The following is a 17,072-nucleotide window of genomic DNA, read 5'->3' as shown; positions in this document are numbered from 1 at the left end:
GGCGTGACCCCCGACGGCGACGAGACGGATCCGAGCACCGTGAGCGAACGCACCACACAGCGGGCCCCCTCGGACGGTTCTGAGACCCAGAACCGTCCGGCCGGGTCGGCCACCATGTCACCCGTGACCGACCCTCAGCCCCCGACCTCCGGCACCCCCCGTTCGACCAACGGTGGGGCCGGTGAGCGGGTGTTCCGCGGACTCACCACCGGGTCCGGCCTCGTCGTCGTCGCGGCGATCGTCCTGATCGGCCTCTTCCTGGTCGTCCAGGCCGTCCCGTCGCTGCTCGCCAACAACGCGAACTTCCTGACGAGCCCCGAGTTCGTCACCGGGGACGCCGCCAACCTGCGCTTCGGCATCCGTGACCTGCTCGCGGTCACGCTGCTGTCGTCGCTCATGGCGCTCGTCATCGCGATGCCCATCGGGATGGGCATCGCGCTGTTCCTGACGCAGTACGCCCCGACCCGCCTCGCGCGGCCGTTCTCCTACGTGATCGGCCTGCTCGCGGCGGTCCCGTCGATCGTGTTCGGTCTCTGGGGCATCCTCGTGCTCGCCCCGGCGATCGAGCCGGTCGCGCAGTTCCTGCAGACCTACCTCGGGTGGATCTTCCTGTTCGCCCCGGGCAACCTCCCGGTGCTCACCGGGACGATCTTCACCGGCGGCATCGTCCTCGCGATCATGATCCTGCCGATCATCACGGCGACGACGCGCGAGGTCTTCGCCCAGACCCCGCGCTTCCAGATGGAGGCCGCCCAGGCCCTCGGCGCCACGCGCTGGGAGGTCATCCGGATGGCCGTCCTGCCCTACGGGCGCAGCGGGTTCATCGCGGCCTCGATGCTCGGCCTCGGCCGCGCGCTCGGCGAGACGATCGCCGTCCTCCTGGTCATCCGGTCGGCCACGAGCCCCTCCGGGCTCAGCCTGTTCGACGGGGGCTACACGTTCGCCTCGCTCATCGCGTCGGCCGCGTCGGAGTTCAGCCAGCCGCTGCCCACCGGTGCCTACATCTCGGCGGGTCTGGTGCTGTTCGTGCTGACCTTCGTCGTCAACGCGATCGCCCGCGTCGTCGCGGGCGGGAAGGTGAACGGCTGATGTCGACCACTCTCGACGCCCCGGAGCGCCCGGCCGTCCCGGAGACCTTCCGCAACGTCTCCACCGCCCGCAAGGTCAAGAACCAGACGGCGACCGTGCTCGTCTGGCTCTCCTTCGCCATCGCGGTGGTCCCGCTCGTCTGGCTGCTGGTCAGCGTCCTGTCCAAGGGCCTGCCCGCGATCGTGTCGGCCGACTGGTGGACCCGCTCGCTCTCGGGCGTCACGCCCGACGAGGTCCGCGGCGGCGTCTACCACGCGATCATCGGCACCCTGCTCCAGGCGCTCATCGCCGGCATCTTCGCCGTGCCGATCGGCATCCTCGCCGCGGTCTACCTCGTCGAGTACGGCCGCGGACGGATCGCGAAGATCACGAGCTTCACCGTCGACATCCTCTCGGGCGTCCCCTCGATCGTCGCGGCGCTGTTCATCTTCGCGCTGTTCATCTCGATCGGCGGTCTGGCCCAGAGCGGCTTCCTCGTGGGTCTCGCCCTCGTGCTGCTGATGCTCCCGGTGGTCATCCGCAACACCGAGGAGATGCTGAACCTCGTCCCCGACGAGCTCCGCGAGGCCTCGTACGCCCTCGGCATCCCGAAGTGGAAGACGATCCTGCGGATCGTGCTCCCCACCGCCCTCTCGGGCACCGTCACCGGTGTCATGCTGGCGTTCGCCCGCGTGATGGGCGAGACCGCGCCGGTGCTGGTCCTCGTCGGCTACGCCCGCGCCATCAACTTCAACCCGTTCGAGGGCAACCAGGCCTCGCTGCCGCTGCTCATCTACACCGAGCTCTCGACGAACCCGTCGGCCGCCGGCCAGCTCCGCATCTGGGGCGGCGCGCTGACGCTGATCATCATCGTGATGATCTTCCAGCTGCTCGCCAGCTTCATCTCCCGCTTCTCGGCGATCTCGAAGTAAGGACTGGTAGTGGCCAAGCGTCTCGACCTCAAGGACGTCGACATCTACTACGGCGACTTCCACGCCGTGCAGGACGTCAACCTGTCCGTGCCGCCGCGCACCGTCACCTCGTTCATCGGCCCGTCGGGCTGCGGCAAGTCCACGGTGCTGCGGACGCTGAACCGCATGCACGAGGAGATCCCGGGCGCCCGCGTCGAGGGCTCCATCCAGCTCGACGGCGAGGACATCTACGCCCGCGGCTCCGACGCGGTCGCGGTCCGCCGCACCATCGGCATGGTCTTCCAGCGCCCCAACCCGTTCCCGACGATGTCCATCCGCGACAACGTCGTCGCCGGCCTGAAGCTGCAGGGCGTCCGGGACAAGAAGAAGCTCGACCAGGTCTGCGAGGCCTCGCTGCGCGGCGCGAACCTCTGGAAGGAGGTCGAGAACCGCCTCGACAAGCCCGGCGGCGGCCTCTCCGGCGGTCAGCAGCAGCGGCTGTGCATCGCCCGCGCGATCGCGGTGCAGCCCGACGTGCTGCTCATGGACGAGCCCTGCTCGGCGCTCGACCCGATCTCGACGCTGGCAATCGAGGACCTCATCGGGGACCTCAAGAAGGAGTACACGATCGTCATCGTCACCCACAACATGCAGCAGGCCGCGCGGGTGAGCGACCAGACGGCGTTCTTCAACCTCGAGGCCACCGGCAAGCCGGGCCACCTCGTGGAGATCGACGAGACCCAGAAGATCTTCTCGAACCCGACCCAGCGCGAGACCGAGGACTACATCTCGGGCCGCTTCGGCTGATCGGCGCACCCCTCTCCGGAGCGAACGGCACTTCCGCTGCTTCTAGTGCAGCGGAAGTGCCGTTCGCTCGTTCCGGGGGTAGGCCGAACGGACGAACGGCCCGCCCGTCACCGTCTCGGGTGACGAACGGGCCGCTCGCGGTGTGGCGGGAGGGCGCGGGTCAGGCCAGAGGCGGGTCGGGCATCTTGCCGGTCACCATGAACACGACGCGGCGGGCGACGGCGACCGCGTGGTCGGCGAAGCGCTCGTAGAAGCGGCCGAGCAGCGTCACGTCGACCGCGGGGGCCACGCCGTGCGGCCAGTCCTTGTTCATCATCACGGTGAACAGGTGGCGGTGGAGGTCGTCCATGGCGTCGTCGTCGGACTCCATGGTGAACGCGAGCTCGACGTCGCGGTTGAGGATCACCCGGCGGGCGTCCTGGGCGAGGTCGAGCGCGACCCGGCCCATCTCGGCGAAGTAGGGGGCGACCTCCTGCGGGAGCACGAGGTCGGGGTGGCGGCGGCGGGCGGCCTTCGCCACGTGCAGCGCGAGGTCGCCCATGCGCTCCAGGTCGCCCGCGGAGTGGATCGCGGCGATCACCGAACGCAGGTCGCCCGCGACGGGGGCCTGCAGGGCGAGCAGCCCGAACGCCTGGTCCTCGGCGGAGGTGCGCAGGGCGTCGATCTCGGTGTCGGAGGAGATCACCTCCTCCGCGAGGTCGAGGTCGCCCTCGAGCAGGGCGGTGGTGGACTTCTTCATGGCCTCGCCGGCCAACAGGGACATCTGGGCGAGCTCGTCGTTCAGCGACGAGAGTTTCTCGTGGTAGGCCGCGCGCATGGGCGCAGACTAGGCGGGCGCCCGGTCGGCCACCCGTCGCCCGCATGAACCAGGGGTGAACGCCGACGTGACGCCGCGCTCACTCGCGTCGCAGGCGCTACCGGCAGGCCGAGTCGGCCGCGTTGACCAGCACGGGCAGGGGGGCGGGCGGCGCAGGGGCGGTCGGGTCGACCACGCGGCCGTCGAAGTCGTCCGCGAGCACCAGCGCGAGCAGCCCCGCGCCGCCCGGCAGGGGAGCGAGCACCGCGCCGGGCACGGCCTTCTGCAGGGTCGCGGCGGCGCCGGCCTGGTCGGGGGAGAAGCGGATGACCGTGCGGTCGGCGGCGCCGCCGATGCCGTCGGCCCGGATCGTGAAGCCGTAGCCGCGCAGCGAGCCCGCCACCGAGCTCGCCGAGGGCCCCTGCGCGGCGGCCGAGGGGGCGCGCCGGAACCCGGCCTCGTCGTCGTCGGACCCGGAGCCCTGTCCGGACCCGGACCCGTCGCCGGAGTCCCCGCGGTCCTCGTCCTTCTTCTCGTCCCCGTCCTCGGAGGGCGCCGCCCGGGTCTCGGTGGCCGACGACCCCGCGGCGGCGTCGGTGCCCGAGGTGGCGGTGGTGCGGGCGTCGACGAGCTGCAGCGCGACCCGGTCGGCGGGGACCGGCGCGGCGGGCCCGGTGACGGGCGCGGAGCCGGGTTGACCGGGCAGCGGCCGGTCGTTGATCACGGCGTCGAAGAGCGCGCGGTTCTCGGCGGGGCGGAACACCTCGTTGCCGCGGGCGTTCGCGACGCCGGTGGTGGGCACCGTCGTGAAGGTGACGTCGCGGGGGTCGAGGCCCGAGAGCGACTGCCCGAGGGCGAGGAGCTGCGCGGCCTCGATGTTCTCGCCGTAGGTCGAGCGCCCGACCGCGTCGACGAGGCCCCGGAGCCGGCCGAGGTCGAGCAGCGTGCCCGCGGAGAGCGTCTGGCGCAGGAGGGCCGACAGGAACACCTGCTGGCGGTTGATCCGGCCGTAGTCGCTGGTGGGGTCGCCGACGACGTGGCGGGCGCGCACGAAGTTCAGGGCCTGGTCGCCGGTGAGCACCGACGTGCCCGCGCGGTCGACCACCGTGCCGAGCACCGAGTCGCGCAGCGGCTTCTCGAGGCAGACCGGGACGCCGTCGACCGCGTCCACCATGTCCTTGAACCCGGAGAAGTCGACGCCGAGGAAGTGGTTGACCGCGAGCCCGGAGAACTCCTGCACCACCTTCGTGACGCAGCGCGGGCCGCCGACCTGGTAGGCGGTGTTGAGCTTGACGCGGGCCGTGCGGGCGATCGTCTGGCCCGTGTAGGCGCCGGAGACCGAGTCCCAGCGCTCGCACGTGGGCCGGTCGATCTCGAGGTCGCGCGGGAACGAGACGACGGTGATCCGCGACCGGTCGGCCGGGACGTGGACCACCATGACCGTGTCCGAGCGCGCGCCCGGCACGTCGGTGCTGTCGCCGACGTCCTCGCTCGGCGGGGCCCCGACGCGGGTGTCGGAGCCGACGACCAGGAAGTTCTGGTCGCCCGCCTGCGCGGCCGGGTCGACGATCGCCGACGACGTCGGGTCGAGCGCGGCGATCTGGCGGACGGCGGCCTCGAACCAGGAGGTGGCGCCCCAGGCGAGGCCGCAGGCCAGGACCGTCACGGTCGACATCGCGACGACGAACACCCGCAGCGTCCGCGCCCACGTGACGCCGCCGAAGCGCGACCGCAGCGAGGCGCCCGCGCCGGCGAGGACCGCGGAGGTGGCGGCGAACTCGTGCACCTGCGAGGCCGGGACCACCACGCTGCGGGGCGCGGGGGTGCGGCGGGTGGGTGCCGGGGCCGCCACGGGCTCGGCGGGTGCCGCTGCCTGGACGGCCTCGGGCTCGTCGGCCGGCGGGGCGGGTGGCGGCGGCAGCGGGGGCCGCGCCGTGCGCACGGTCGGCAGGTCGGCCGGGGCGACGACGGCGGGGGCCGGGGCCTTCGCGACGACCGCGGGGGCCGGGGTCTCCGTGGCGACGGTGGGTGCCGAGGCCGGCGAGGCGATCGGCTTCTCGACGACCGGCTTCTCGACTGCCGGCTTCTCGACAACGGGCGCCGGGCCGGGGGAGCGAACGGCACTCTCGCTGCTTCTAGGCGCGCGAGCGGGCCCCTCGCTCGACGCAGCGGGCACCTCCGGCGCGACTGCGGCGGCCTCCGCGACGAGGTCGCGCATCGGCTCGGTCTCGGCGGCCGCCCCGGCCGGGCGCAGCGTGCTGCGGCGGGCCGCGCGCTTGCGGGCGAGCGGGACCATCGTCGGGGCCACCCCGCCGCGGCGCTCGGAGTCGGCCCGGTCGTCGACGACCACCCGGGTCGGCACCGAGGGCGGACCGGTGCGCGGGGAGTCGGGGTCGGGACCGCCCGCGGGGACGCCGGGACCGGCGCCACGCTCACGGTCGTCCGCCACGGAACTCCCCACCGGTCGCGGGACAGGACCCGGGAGGCCCGGGGTCCACGGATCGTACTGATGCGTACACGGAGTTCCACGCGCGGGACTACTCCCGCGGGCCCTCGGGTGGCAAGGGCCGTCACTCGATCGTGATGGACCCGGTCGGACGGACCCTCAGCGGCGGGCGCGGCCTCGACGGGCGGCGCCGCCCACCGTGCGGGCGACCGCGGCGACCCCGCGGCGTCCGGACGCGGGCCCCGCGAGGCGGACCTCGCCGGCGCTGTCGCGGTAGGCCAGGGCGTTGCGCCCGGTGCGCTTGGCGACGTAGAGGAGCTCGTCGACGTGGTCGAGCAGGCCGGAGCTCACGCTCGCCGTGGTCTCGGCGGTGGCGGTGAGGTCGAGGCATCCGAAGCCGAGGCTCACGGTGACGGTCAGGTCGGGCGCGACGGCCGACCAGTCGTTGCCCTCGATGCGGGCGCGGATCCGCTCGCAGGCCGCGATCGCGTCCTCGCGGCTGACGCCCGGCAGCACGAGGGCGAACTCCTCGCCGCCGTAGCGGGCACAGAAGCCGTCGGGGACGAGGGCGTCGATCTCGGAGCGCATGAGGCCGACGAGGCCCCGCAGCACGGCGTCGCCCACCGCGTGGCCGTAGCCGTCGTTGACGAGCTTGAAGTGGTCGACGTCGACGAGGGCGACGCAGACCGACGTGTGCTGTTCGTCACGCAGCGTCGACAGCTGCTCGTCGAGGTAGCGGCGGTTCCAGGTGGCCGTGAGGCTGTCGCGGCGGCTCTGCTCCCGGGCCTCGGCGCGCTCCCGACGGAGACGATCGACTTCGCGGCGTAACTGTTCGGGCACGCGCACCGGGGGTGTGTCGCCGAGGTGCACGAGGGCCATCGCCGCGCGCAGGTGCTGGTAGGCGCGGCGCCAGTCGCCGCGGTCGGCGAGCACCTCCGCAGCCGCCTCGTGCTGGCGCGCCTGCCGGGCGCGGAGCTCGCCGTCGTCGTCCGTGGTGGAGTCGAGCGACAGGGCCTCGTCGATCCCGACGATGGGCTGCGTGTCGAACGTGCTGGCAGCGGGCTCGTGGAAGGGCGCGTCGGGGAGGTCGGGGACGGGCGCGACGGTGATCGGAGCCGGCGTCGTCGCCGACGCCCGGTGCGGCGACCCGCCGACCGTGGAGGCCCTCACGAACACTCGCCGCTCCCGTCGATGCCCTGGTGTTCCTAACTCCAGTGTGGCCCAACACGCCGCGGAAGCAACGACCACACCCCGGCCGCCGACCACATCAACCCGTCCGGTCGACGTGACTCTGCGTGTCGAACTCGGGCTGCTGCTCGTTGGGGGTCGAAGGACTGCCCGACCGGGGGCTCAAGTCCGGAGGTGGTGACCCGGGGTGCCGTCAAGTCTCAGTTAGCACACGGAGCGTAGCTGGTGACGCGGCCGTCGCGGACGACGAAATGCTTCGACCCGACATCCTCCCGGATCTCCAGCGCGCCCTGGCGGACCGACACGGCGGCCGCGGCGACGTAGATCGCGCCCTGTGGCCGACCGGTCGCCGGGAGGGCGGCGGGCGGTGCCCAGCCGGGGTCGGGGCGCAGGGTGCGCCCCACGAGCGACGTGTCGAGCGTGAGCTCGCCGAAGCACCGGTCCGGGGGGAACGGGGTGCTCTCGGCCTGCGTGGCGCGCAGGAACGTCTCCTGCTCCCGCGGTCCGGCCGCCCCCGCGCGGTTCGCGGCGGCGACGTAGGCGTCGACGAGCGTCCGGTCGGCGCTCGCGACGGGCGCGATCCGCGCCGTACCCGGCACCACCGTCGCGCAGCCGGCCAGGCCCGCGCTCAGGACCACCCCGACGACGAGGGCGGCGGCCGGGCGCACGGCTCAGCCGCCGGAGTGCATGACGTCGGCCCCCGTCGGCACGGTGACGTCCTCGGGGTCGTCGAGCCAACCCTCCGGCAGCGTCACGTGCCCCGGGGAGCCCTGGCGGCCGCGGGGACCGTCGGCCTCGGCCGGGAACGGCTGGTCGGCGTCGAGGCGGGCCAGGAGCTCGTCGAGCCGCTCGAGGCCGTCGATGAGGCCGAGCTCGCGGCGCACCTCCGAGCCCACCGCGAACCCGTGCAGGTACCAGGACATGTGCTTGCGGGACTCGCGGACGCCCTTGCGCTCGCCGTGGTGGGCGATCAGCAGCTCGACGTGCCGCCGCATCACCCCGGCGACCTGCCCGAGCGTCGGCGGGGTCGGCGCCGGGCGCCCCGCGAAGGCCGCCTCCAGCTCGCCGAAGAGCCACGGCCGCCCCAGGCAGCCCCGGCCGACGACGACGCCGTCGCAACCGGTCTTCTCGACCATCGCCAGGGCGTCCTCGGCGGAGAAGATGTCACCGTTGCCGAGCACCGGGGTCTCGGCGGGGACCGCATCGCGCAGCTCGGCGATCCGCGACCAGTCGGCGGTCCCGGAGTAGCGCTGCGCCGCGGTGCGGGCGTGCAGGGCGATGGAGGCGACGCCCTCGGCGGCCGCGATCCGGCCGGCGTCGAGGAACGTCACGTGGTCGTCGTCGATGCCGATCCGCATCTTCACGGTGAGCGGCAGCGGCCCGGCCGCGGTGACGGCGGCCCGCACGATCGACTCGAAGAGCCGCCGCTTGTAGGGCAGGGCGGCGCCCCCGCCGCGCCGGGTCACCTTGGGCACCGGGCAGCCGAAGTTGAGGTCGACGTGGTCGGCGAGGTCCTCCTCGACGATCCGCGCCACCGCCCGCCCGATCGTCTCCGGGTCGACCCCGTAGAGCTGCATCGAGCGCGGGTTCTCGTCGGCGTCGAACGCGATCATCTCGGCGGTGCCGGGGTGGCGTTCCACCAGCGCCCGCGCGGTGATCATCTCGCAGACGTAGAGGCCCGCGCCCTGCTCCCGGCACAGCCGGCGGAACGGCGGGTTCGTCACGCCCGCCATGGGCGCGAGCACGACCGGGGCCGCGAGCTCGTGCTTCCCGATGCGCAGGGGCTCCATGATCGTCAGTCCTCGACCAGCTTCGTCGCGCGGATCTCGTGGCCGGCCGAGGTGAGGCACCGGCCGGTGGCGAGGTTGAACTTCCAGTTGTGCAGCGTGCAGGTGAGCACGTCGCCGTCGACCGCCCCGAACTTCGACAGGTCGGCCTGCAGGTGCGGGCAGCGGGCCTGGACCTGCCACCCGTCGAGCTCGATGTCGTTGCCGTCGTCGTTCGCGGCGTCGTACCAGTTCTCGACGTAGTCCATCCGCTCCTCGGACAGACACTTGAAGAACGTGTAGAGGTACTCGTTGTACTGGCCGACCCGGGTCGCGGCGAAGCGCACCGACAGGAACAGCGAGTTCGACCAGTCGACCTCGCCGGTGTCGACGTTGGTCTGCACCAGCGTCGCCGGGATCGTCCAGCGGTAGCGGGCCTGCTCGCCGTCGTAGACGCGGATCTCGCGGCCGGCGAAGTCGAACGCCAGCCCCAGCGTGCCGTCGTCGTCGACCCCGGGGGTGCCCGCCGGCATCCCGGTGAGGTCCATGCGGACCACGCCGCCGATGCCGTCGCACATGTGGTCGGCACGCTTCATCAGCGGCTCGATCCACTCCTTGAGCTGACGGAGCAGGTCCGTCTGCGGCGCGGACCAGGCGGCCTTCTGCGCCTCGATCGTCGGGCGGGCCCGCTCGGCGAACTCCCGGAGGTACTGCTCCTTGGAGACGAAGATGCGCTCGACCTCGTCGTCGGGAATCGGATGCGTGAGGTCGCGGACCGTCGGGCCGTCGATCTCGGCCGTGGTGCCGGGCAGCAGCAGGTGGCCCTGCTGACCCGACCCGGCGGAGTGGCCGAGCTCCTCCATGCGCCCGAGGAACTCCCACTGGTCGGTGAAGATCGACTCGCCCTCGACGCCCTCGTAGCCCAGACCGTTCCAGCGGAACAGCTCGTCGTCGAGGAAGCAGGGCGGGCCCGCGGTGGGGAAGACGTTGGGGGCGCCGACCTCGCGGATGTAGCGCATCGCGCGGTCCTCCTGCCCGATGCGCTTGCGGCGGGCGAACTCGCGCTTGGCGGCCTTCGGGAGGTCGTAGACCATCGGCCACCAGATCGCGCCGGAGAACTGGGTGAAGTGGGCGTCGTAGGCGCCGAACTCCAGCAGCTCCGGGATGTCGAGCGGGTGCGCGTCGTTCTGGTCGACGATGCGGGCGGTGCCGTCGTCGAGGGAGAGCGCCGAGTCGCCGATCGGGCCGTCCCCCGGGCCCTTGAGCGAGGTGAGCATGACCCGCAGGCCGTCGAGGTCGACCGGCTCGCCGGAGCGGGTGTACACGAAGTGCCGGAAGCCCAGGTCGCGCAGCTCGTGCTCGAGCTCGTCGGTGGGGAAGTCGGGCAGCAGCACCCGCGCGTCCTTCGACACGTTCCTCGCGAGGTTCTCCGCGTCGAAGTGGTCGCGGTGCAGGTGCGAGACGTAGAGGTAGTCGCAGCGGCCGAGCTCGGCCCAGTCCAGCTGCGTGTTGTCGGGGAACGGCACCCACGACGCGAAGAACGTCGGGTTGGTCCACGGGTCGCACAGCACGCTGCCGCCCGCGGTCTCGAAGCGCATCCCCGCGTGCCCGGTTCCGGTCACCCGCACGAGCAGTCCTCCTCGATATTCGTCCTACCCACGACCGATTGTCCGCGCCCGGGCCCCGTCGTGGCTTCCCGGGTGGGGTATGTCTGACCCGTGAGCCGAGTCCCTGTCGACGGTGACCCGATCGCCGCCCTCCGCGCCGTCGCCTTCTACTACGAGCGTGAGCGCGCCGACACCTATCGGGTGAAGGCGTACCGCTCGGCGGCCGACCGGTTGGCCGAGCTGGATCCCGACGAGGTCGTCGAGCGGGCCCGGGCGGGCACGCTGACCGACCTCAAGGGGGTCGGGAAGAAGACGGCGGCGGTGGTCACCGACGTCGTCGCGTCCGGGACCTCGGAGGCCGTCGAGGAGCTGGCCGAGCGGAACACCGCCCCGGTGGCGGGCGGGGTGGAGCTGCGGGCAGCCCTGCTCGGCGACTGCCACACGCACTCCACCTGGTCCGACGGCGGCTCGGACATCCTCGAGATGGCCCGCACCGCCCGCGACCTCGGGCACTCCTGGATGGTCCTCACCGATCACTCGCAGAACCTCACCGTGGCCAACGGCCTGTCCCCCGAGCGGCGCCGCCGCCAGTTCGACGTGATCACCGAGGTCAACGAGGAGCTGGCCCCGTTCCGGCTGCTGCGCGGCATCGAGGTCGACATCCTCGAGGACGGCTCGATCGACGCCCCCGACGACCTCCTCGAGGAGCTCGACCTCGTCGTCGCCTCCGTGCACTCGAAGCTGCGCGCGCCCAGCGAGGAGATGACCGCGCGGATGGTGTGCGGCGTCTCGCACCCCCTCGTCGACGTCCTCGGGCACTGCACCGGCCGGCTCGTCACGGGCGGGCGCGGCACCCGGCCGCCGTCGACGTTCGACGCCGACGCGGTGTTCGAGGCGTGCCTCGAGAACGGGGTCGCCGTGGAGATCAACTCCCGCCCCGAGCGGCTCGACCCGCCCCGCGACCTGCTCCGCCGCGCGGTGGAGCTCGGCTGCGAGTTCGTGGTCGACACCGACGCCCACGCCCCCGGCCAGCTCGACTGGCAGCCCTACGGGTGCGAGCGCGCCGAGGAGTGTGAGGTCGATGTTGGGAAGATCGTGAACACCCGCTCCGCCGACGACCTCCTCGCCTGGCGCACACGCCTCTGACCTGCACAAACGATCTCGTTTGCGAGGACGCGGATCCAGGCTTAGCGTGGTCGGTACATGGGAGAGGAGGTGGTCCAGCGTTGAAGAACGACAGGACTCGTGAGGTGTCCGACAACTAGTCGGCGCCAGGTCGTGGATTGACCGGCCCCACCCGCTGGGTGGGCACGTCGACCGGTGAATTCCCGTCGGACACCGGACCCCCGGAGCGCTCGGCCCGTCCACCGAGCACCACCACAGGTGGGAAGCATGCTCCGGGGGTCTTTCCATGTGCGCTGCGCGCTCGTGAGCACTTCGCGGGCCTATGACCCCGGAAGTGCTCACGAGGACCATGTCCACATCCGGCCGCCGCCGCGCCCTCACGATCGCCGTCGAGCACGCCGTCGACGACTTCTACCAGGGCGTCGTCCCGGCCCTCGTCCCGCTGCTCGTCGCGATCCGGGGTTACGACTTCGCCCGCGCCGGCGGGATCGTCCTCGCCGCGACCCTGCTCGCCTCGATCGCCCAGCCGCTGTTCGGCGTGCTCGCCGACCGCCGCCGCGTCCCGGGTCTGCGCACCGCCGGGATGCTCACGGCCGCCGGGGGCATCGGCGTCGTCGGGCTCACCGACAGCTTCGCCGCCACCTGGGTCGCCGTGCTCGTCTCCGGGCTCGGCATCGCCGCGTACCACCCGGAGGCCGCGCGGGCCGTCCACGGCACCGGGACCGGCGACCGCGGCATGGGCTGGTTCACCTTCGGCGGGCTCGCCGGCTTCGCCGCCGGGCCGCCGGTCACCGCGGTCGTCCTGGGCGGGCTCGGTCTGGGCGCGACCCCGCTGCTGGCCCTCCCGGCGGTCGTCATGGCGGTCGTGACGGCGACGAGGCGGTCCCCGGCCCCCGCGACCTCCACCGGCCCCGTCCTGACGACCGCCGCGCCTGCCGGGGAGGATCGCCGCCGCTTCGTCTGGCTCACCACCGTGATCATGACGAGGTCGGTGCTGTTCTACGGGGTGAGCGCGTTCCTCGTGCTCTACCTCGTCGGGCGGCTCGGGGCGCCGCTCGCGGTCGCCGGGCTCGCCCTCACCGCCTTCACCACCGCGGGCGCCTTCGCCACCCTGACCAGCAGTCGGATCACCGCCCGGCTCGGCCGGGCGGGCACCCTGCTCGCCAGCTACCTCGCCGGGGCGGTCGCCCTCGGTCTGCTGCTGGCGACGACGAGCCCGGTGCTGGCCGTCGTCGTGTCCGGCCTGCTCGGGGTCGCCCTCGGCGTTCCCGTGCCGGTGCACACGACGCTCGGGCAGTCGTACCTGCCCCGCCACCTCGGGCTCGCGTCCGCGGTGACCCTCGGCCTGTCGGTCAGCGCCGGCGGACTCGCGTCCCCCGCGCTCGGGGCCCTCGCGGACCACCACGGCATCACCGCGGCCATGCTGGCCCTGCTCGTGTTCCCCGCCCTGGCGGCCGCCTGCTCCGTCCCGCTCCTGGCCCGACGACCGCGGCCGAGCTAGCGCAGGGCGTGCCGCGGGCGGTCGGAGACTCCGAACGACCCGCTGCGCGGCGCGTCCGCCCACGACCCGAACGACGAGTCGCCCCCTTCCCGACGACGGCGCCGCCCACCCTCGGAGCTCAGCGGCACGTCGCCGGTCCGCGGGGGCTCGAGGTCGTAGGGCGCCGCCGGACGACGGCGGACGGGCTCGCGGCGGGCCGGCTCGCGGCGACCCGGCACCAGCGGACCGTGCGGTCCGGTGCCCGGCAGGTTGCCCTCGCCGACCCAGCGGGCCTCCTGCGCGACCCGGTAGGTCTGGCAAGGCCACGACGCGGTGCGGCCCGCGGTGTCGCGGCACCCGCCGCAGCGGCCGGCCCCGTCGGGCACGTGCTCGGCGAGCACGCGCCGGACCAGGTCGGGCATCTCGGACATGACCAGCGCCATCGACATGGATGGCCTCCTTCGATCGATCAGGGAAGAATCTGGACCTCGTCGTTGACCTGCAGGAAGTCGAAGAACGCCTTCGAGTCGTCGTCGCCGAGGTGGACGCAGCCCGCCGAAGCACGCTGCAGGCTTCCGCCGTGGAAGGCGTCGCCGGGCGCGAAGAACACCGAGTAGGGCATCGGCGCCTGGTTGAACTCGCGCGAGTGGTGGAACTGGTCCTTCCACATGACGTGGAAGACACCGGTCGGGGTCTCGTTGCCGGGGCCGCCGGTCGTGATCGGGACCGGGCCGCGGACGAGCGTCCCCTTGCCGTCGCCGATCCAGGCCTTCTGCTGCGAGATGCTGACGCAGGCCTTCGCGGTGACGGCGCAGGGCGGCGCCGGGGCGGCCGGCGCGGCGACGGCGGGGATCGCGGCCTGGAGCACCCCCACGCCGATGGCGCCGGCGACGAGAGCGACGCTCGCGATGCGGCGACGCTCGGAGTGCTGCTTGTGACGACCCAACGCGTGTCCTTCCCCGACTGCCGGTCCTGCGGTGTGCCGCGGACAGTACGACCCGGGGAGGTCACCGATCGCGACCGGTGAGGTCACGGTGCGTGGTCGGCTTGATGCGGTCGTTCGGGGTGCTGTAGGTCGCTGACCAGCACTGACGGCCCATCGCGGGGTCTGTCGATCTCTCCGGCTCGCCCGACTTGATGCCACGGTGTGGTGGTCCGCTGCGCCGGTCTCGTCCCGCCTGCCTGGGGTGTCCGGAACCGGCTTTTCGACGACGCGACGGCGTGCGCGCCCAGCGGACCCGCGGTGGCGCCGAGCGGGTCAGCGGCGTGTCGGCGGTGGGTCGAGAACGGTGGCGAGGCCCCGGAACGAAGTGCTCGGGCGCGACCGTGTCCGATGGACACGGTTCTCGCGTGGCACCGGTGTGAGGGTGAAAAGTTCCTGCGGTCGGTGCCGCGCCTCGCACCACGACCCGCACCAAGAACGTCGAAGTCAAAGGCCAGTGGGACCGCAAGTGCCACGGACTCCCTGCTCAGAGACGGTGGGCCCCGTGGGACTCGAACCCACAACCAGCGGATTAAAAGTCCGATGCTCTGCCCATTGAGCTAGAGGCCCGCGACTTGCAAGCCTAGCGGCGCGGGCCCGACCGGGGCAGGTGGGCGGAGCGGCCACCGAACCTGCCGTCTCCACCGCCATGTCCAACGAGTGGCCGGCGCCGAGAAGCTCGGCCTGAGCGGGCTCGTCGACGCCCAGGACATGCGCGCGGTCTACGAACGCTTCCTCGACCCCCGCGCCGACGGCTTTCACGACCCCTCTCAGTGGGACGAGCTCGCCGAGACCGCCACCCTCGGACACACCGGACGGCGCTACGCCACCGAGGACCAGCTACGCCGCCGCTCTTGAACGCGAGCCGGACGCGTCGGCTGAACGCCGCGCCGAGGCCGGCAAGGGGCCCGGCACAACGTCGCCTTCCTCGATGTCACGTTCAGCGTGCAGAAGTCGGTCACCGTCCTGCACACCGCGTTCGAGGCCCGCGAGGTCGCGGCGCGGCGCGAGGGTGACGAGGACGCGGCGGCCGCGTGGGGCGAGTACCGACAGGCCGTCGAGGACGCGATCTGGGCGGGCAACAACGCGGCGCTGGCCTACCTGTCCGAGCACGCGGGCTACGCGCGGGTCGGGCATCACGGCGGCGCCGCCGGCCGGTGGGTCGACGCGCACGACTGGATCGTGACCTCGTTCTCCCAGCACGACTCGCGCGACCACGATCCCCAGCTCCACATCCACAACCCGGTCCTCAACCGGGTCGCGGGGGATGACGACGGGGAGTGGCGGACCCTGGACTCCCGCGCGATCCACAAGTTCCGACCCGCTGCCGCTGCGGTCGCCGAGCGCAACACCGAGGAGCGCCTCGCCGCGACGCTCGGGGTGCGGTTGGCGATGCGCCCCGACGGCAAGGCCCGCGAGGTCGTCGGCGTCGACGAGGCCGCGACCGATCTGCTCTCCTCACGCCGACGAGCGGTCACCGCGAAGGCCACGGAGCTCATCGCCGAGTTCGAGCACCGGCAGGGCCGCGAGGCGAACGGCCTCGAGCGGGACCGGCTGTCTCGCCAGGCCACAATGGCCACCCGCCGGGCGAAGTCCCACGACGGCGAGAGCCGCGAGGAGTTCCTCGACCGGGTCGACGCCGAGCTGCGTGCAGAGGTCGCTGGCGGTCTCGGTCGCGTCGCCGACCAGGCTCTCGCCGCTCGCGTCGATGGAGGCAGCAACGAGGCAGGCGAGTGGTCGCCGGTGGCGGTGTTGGAGACCGCGTTGGCCGACGTCCAGTCCCGCAAGGCCGGCTAGAACTGCGGGGCGTGGACAAGACCGAGCAGGCCGACGACGCCCTCGGAGCGGCCCCGGAGCCCGGGCAGGTTGAGGCCTACGCGGCCTTTCGAGCGGCCTGGCGGGCGCTGGGCCGACCGGAGATCGACCGGGAGGAGCTGGAGCTCTCCGATGGTCAACTCCGAGTTCGCGTGCGGGCGCATCAGCGGGAGGCCGCATGGGCGCCCCGCTACGTCGGCAACGAACTCCCCGGGACACGCCAGGCCGCCACCCGCGCTCAGCAAGACGCACAGCTCCGCCGTGCCGAGGCCGCAGCCGCTGCGGAGGACGCTGAGCGAGAACGTCTCGCAGCTGAGGCCGATCAGGCGGCGGCGCTCGCCGAGACCCTCGAAACGCGCACAGGGGAGCTCGTCGAACTCGACGACGCCCGGTCAGGCTGGCTCGCGCACACCGCCGGCACCCGCGCTGCAGCTGAGCGCGCGAGCGCGGAGCTCGCCGCACGGCATGCAGACACCACGCCGGACCGATCCGTGACAGCAGCCGAGTGGCTCGAAGCCCACCTCGTTGAGCAGGTTGAAGACGAAGCCCAGCGCGACATCGTTGACACCGACGTCCTCGATGGGACCCGCGACGCGGCGCCGCTCGAGGACGCCGATGGTGAGAACGCTCCGGTCTCCAACCTTCCCGACGTGCGGGAGGTGGCTCAGGCCGAGCCTCGAGTGACCGGCGAAGACGACGTCCGAGTCCCCGACGTCGATGAGACCGCCGCAGCCATCGAACGGGCGCACCGAGCACTAGCCGAGATACAAGCTCGGGACGAGCTCGACGCCGCCGAAGAAGCGGCACACCAGGCCGATCAACTCTCGCGGTGGCAGACCGAGGACGCCCTTGCGGAGGACGACTACGACGGCAACGACCTCGACGAGCCGCTTGAAGGAGAGCTGGCCCTGACGGAGGTGTAGTCGCATGGCCTAGCTAGGCGTTGGAGCCGACAACTCGAGCGGCGGCGGGCCCTCCCGACGCCACGCCCATCGCAGCGTGGCCGGCACTCCCTCGCACCAGCCAGGACGGGCTGCAAGGTCTGCGCGCCGCTGCTCGAGGTTCTGCGCGGCGAGGTACT

General features: G+C 72.7%; 15 protein-coding genes, 1 tRNA gene and 1 pseudogene. 8 read left to right on the top strand and 9 right to left on the bottom strand.

Annotated features, from left to right (window positions below; genetic code table 11):
* Positions 1-3 precede the first annotated feature (3 nt).
* The 3 genes from pstC to pstB are packed head-to-tail and all read left to right on the top strand — an operon-like array spanning position 4 to position 2,786.
* A complete protein-coding gene (gene pstC / locus ACFPBZ_RS00945; RefSeq protein ID WP_378034105.1) occupies positions 4-1,089 on the top strand; it encodes a phosphate ABC transporter permease subunit PstC in 1,086 nt (361 codons plus the stop codon).
* Positions 1,089-2,000, top strand: a complete 912-nt coding sequence (pstA, locus tag ACFPBZ_RS00940; protein ID WP_378034104.1) for a phosphate ABC transporter permease PstA — start codon at positions 1,089-1,091, stop codon at positions 1,998-2,000. Before pstC ends, pstA begins: the two co-directional genes overlap by 1 nt.
* 9 nt (positions 2,001-2,009) lie before the next feature.
* On the top strand, positions 2,010-2,786 hold the full coding sequence (pstB, locus tag ACFPBZ_RS00935; protein WP_378034103.1) for a phosphate ABC transporter ATP-binding protein PstB: 777 nt from the start codon (positions 2,010-2,012) through the stop codon (positions 2,784-2,786).
* Between the two features lie 160 nt (positions 2,787-2,946).
* Here the strand turns inward: pstB and phoU are convergent, their stop codons facing one another.
* From phoU to ACFPBZ_RS00905, 6 genes are all read right to left on the bottom strand, one after another.
* On the bottom strand, positions 2,947-3,603 hold the full coding sequence (phoU, locus tag ACFPBZ_RS00930) for a phosphate signaling complex protein PhoU (protein ID WP_378034102.1): 657 nt from the start codon (positions 3,601-3,603) through the stop codon (positions 2,947-2,949).
* Positions 3,604-3,700: 97 nt separating this feature from the next.
* Complete coding sequence (locus tag ACFPBZ_RS00925; RefSeq protein WP_378034101.1) at positions 3,701-6,031, bottom strand: LCP family protein; 2,331 nt, start codon at positions 6,029-6,031, stop codon at positions 3,701-3,703.
* Positions 6,032-6,187: 156 nt separating this feature from the next.
* Complete coding sequence (locus tag ACFPBZ_RS00920) at positions 6,188-7,198, bottom strand: GGDEF domain-containing protein (RefSeq protein WP_378034100.1); 1,011 nt, start codon at positions 7,196-7,198, stop codon at positions 6,188-6,190.
* Between the two features lie 218 nt (positions 7,199-7,416).
* Complete coding sequence (locus tag ACFPBZ_RS00915; RefSeq protein ID WP_378034099.1) at positions 7,417-7,884, bottom strand: hypothetical protein; 468 nt, start codon at positions 7,882-7,884, stop codon at positions 7,417-7,419.
* Positions 7,885-7,887: 3 nt separating this feature from the next.
* Positions 7,888-9,006 (bottom strand): tRNA dihydrouridine synthase DusB, encoded by a 1,119-nt coding sequence (dusB, locus tag ACFPBZ_RS00910; protein ID WP_378034098.1) that lies wholly within the window; start codon positions 9,004-9,006, stop codon positions 7,888-7,890.
* Positions 9,007-9,011: 5 nt separating this feature from the next.
* A complete protein-coding gene (locus ACFPBZ_RS00905) occupies positions 9,012-10,610 on the bottom strand; it encodes a Rieske 2Fe-2S domain-containing protein (RefSeq protein ID WP_378034097.1) in 1,599 nt (532 codons plus the stop codon).
* Between the two features lie 90 nt (positions 10,611-10,700).
* Between ACFPBZ_RS00905 and ACFPBZ_RS00900 the strand changes: the two genes are divergently transcribed.
* Both ACFPBZ_RS00900 and ACFPBZ_RS00895 read left to right on the top strand, forming a co-directional pair.
* Positions 10,701-11,735, top strand: coding sequence for a PHP domain-containing protein (locus ACFPBZ_RS00900; protein ID WP_378034096.1), 1,035 nt, complete (start codon positions 10,701-10,703; stop codon positions 11,733-11,735).
* 328 nt (positions 11,736-12,063) lie between these two features.
* A complete protein-coding gene (locus tag ACFPBZ_RS00895) occupies positions 12,064-13,215 on the top strand; it encodes an MFS transporter (RefSeq protein WP_378034095.1) in 1,152 nt (383 codons plus the stop codon).
* Here the strand turns inward: ACFPBZ_RS00895 and ACFPBZ_RS00890 are convergent.
* From ACFPBZ_RS00890 to ACFPBZ_RS00880, 3 genes are all read right to left on the bottom strand, one after another.
* A complete protein-coding gene (locus ACFPBZ_RS00890) occupies positions 13,212-13,643 on the bottom strand; it encodes a hypothetical protein (RefSeq protein WP_378034094.1) in 432 nt (143 codons plus the stop codon). The genes ACFPBZ_RS00895 and ACFPBZ_RS00890 overlap by 4 nt on opposite strands.
* 20 nt (positions 13,644-13,663) lie before the next feature.
* On the bottom strand, positions 13,664-14,140 hold the full coding sequence (locus tag ACFPBZ_RS00885) for a L,D-transpeptidase (RefSeq protein ID WP_378034093.1): 477 nt from the start codon (positions 14,138-14,140) through the stop codon (positions 13,664-13,666).
* Positions 14,141-14,673: 533 nt separating this feature from the next.
* Positions 14,674-14,746, bottom strand: a tRNA-Lys gene (locus ACFPBZ_RS00880).
* A 90-nt stretch (positions 14,747-14,836) separates the two neighbouring features.
* On the opposite strand from ACFPBZ_RS00880, the gene ACFPBZ_RS00875 reads away from it, so the two are divergent.
* From ACFPBZ_RS00875 to ACFPBZ_RS00865, 3 genes and pseudogenes are all read left to right on the top strand, one after another.
* Positions 14,837-15,034 carry a hypothetical protein gene (locus ACFPBZ_RS00875; protein WP_378034092.1) on the top strand — a complete coding sequence of 66 codons (198 nt, stop codon included), beginning with the start codon at positions 14,837-14,839 and terminating at the stop codon, positions 15,032-15,034.
* A gap of 54 nt (positions 15,035-15,088) precedes the next feature.
* A pseudogene (mobF, locus tag ACFPBZ_RS00870) lies at positions 15,089-15,973 on the top strand (MobF family relaxase); the annotation flags it as partial.
* An 11-nt stretch (positions 15,974-15,984) separates the two neighbouring features.
* Positions 15,985-16,914: a hypothetical protein gene (locus ACFPBZ_RS00865; RefSeq protein WP_378034091.1), complete on the top strand. Its 930-nt coding sequence runs from the start codon at positions 15,985-15,987 to the stop codon at positions 16,912-16,914.
* The last annotated feature ends 158 nt before the right edge of the window (positions 16,915-17,072 follow it).

The sequence above is a fragment of the Actinomycetospora atypica genome, assembly GCF_042653685.1.
Taxonomy (GTDB): Bacteria; Actinomycetota; Actinomycetes; order Mycobacteriales; family Pseudonocardiaceae; genus Actinomycetospora; species Actinomycetospora atypica.
The sequence above is the reverse complement of the archived record's forward strand: the minus strand, read 5'-3'. Positions and strand labels throughout refer to the sequence as shown.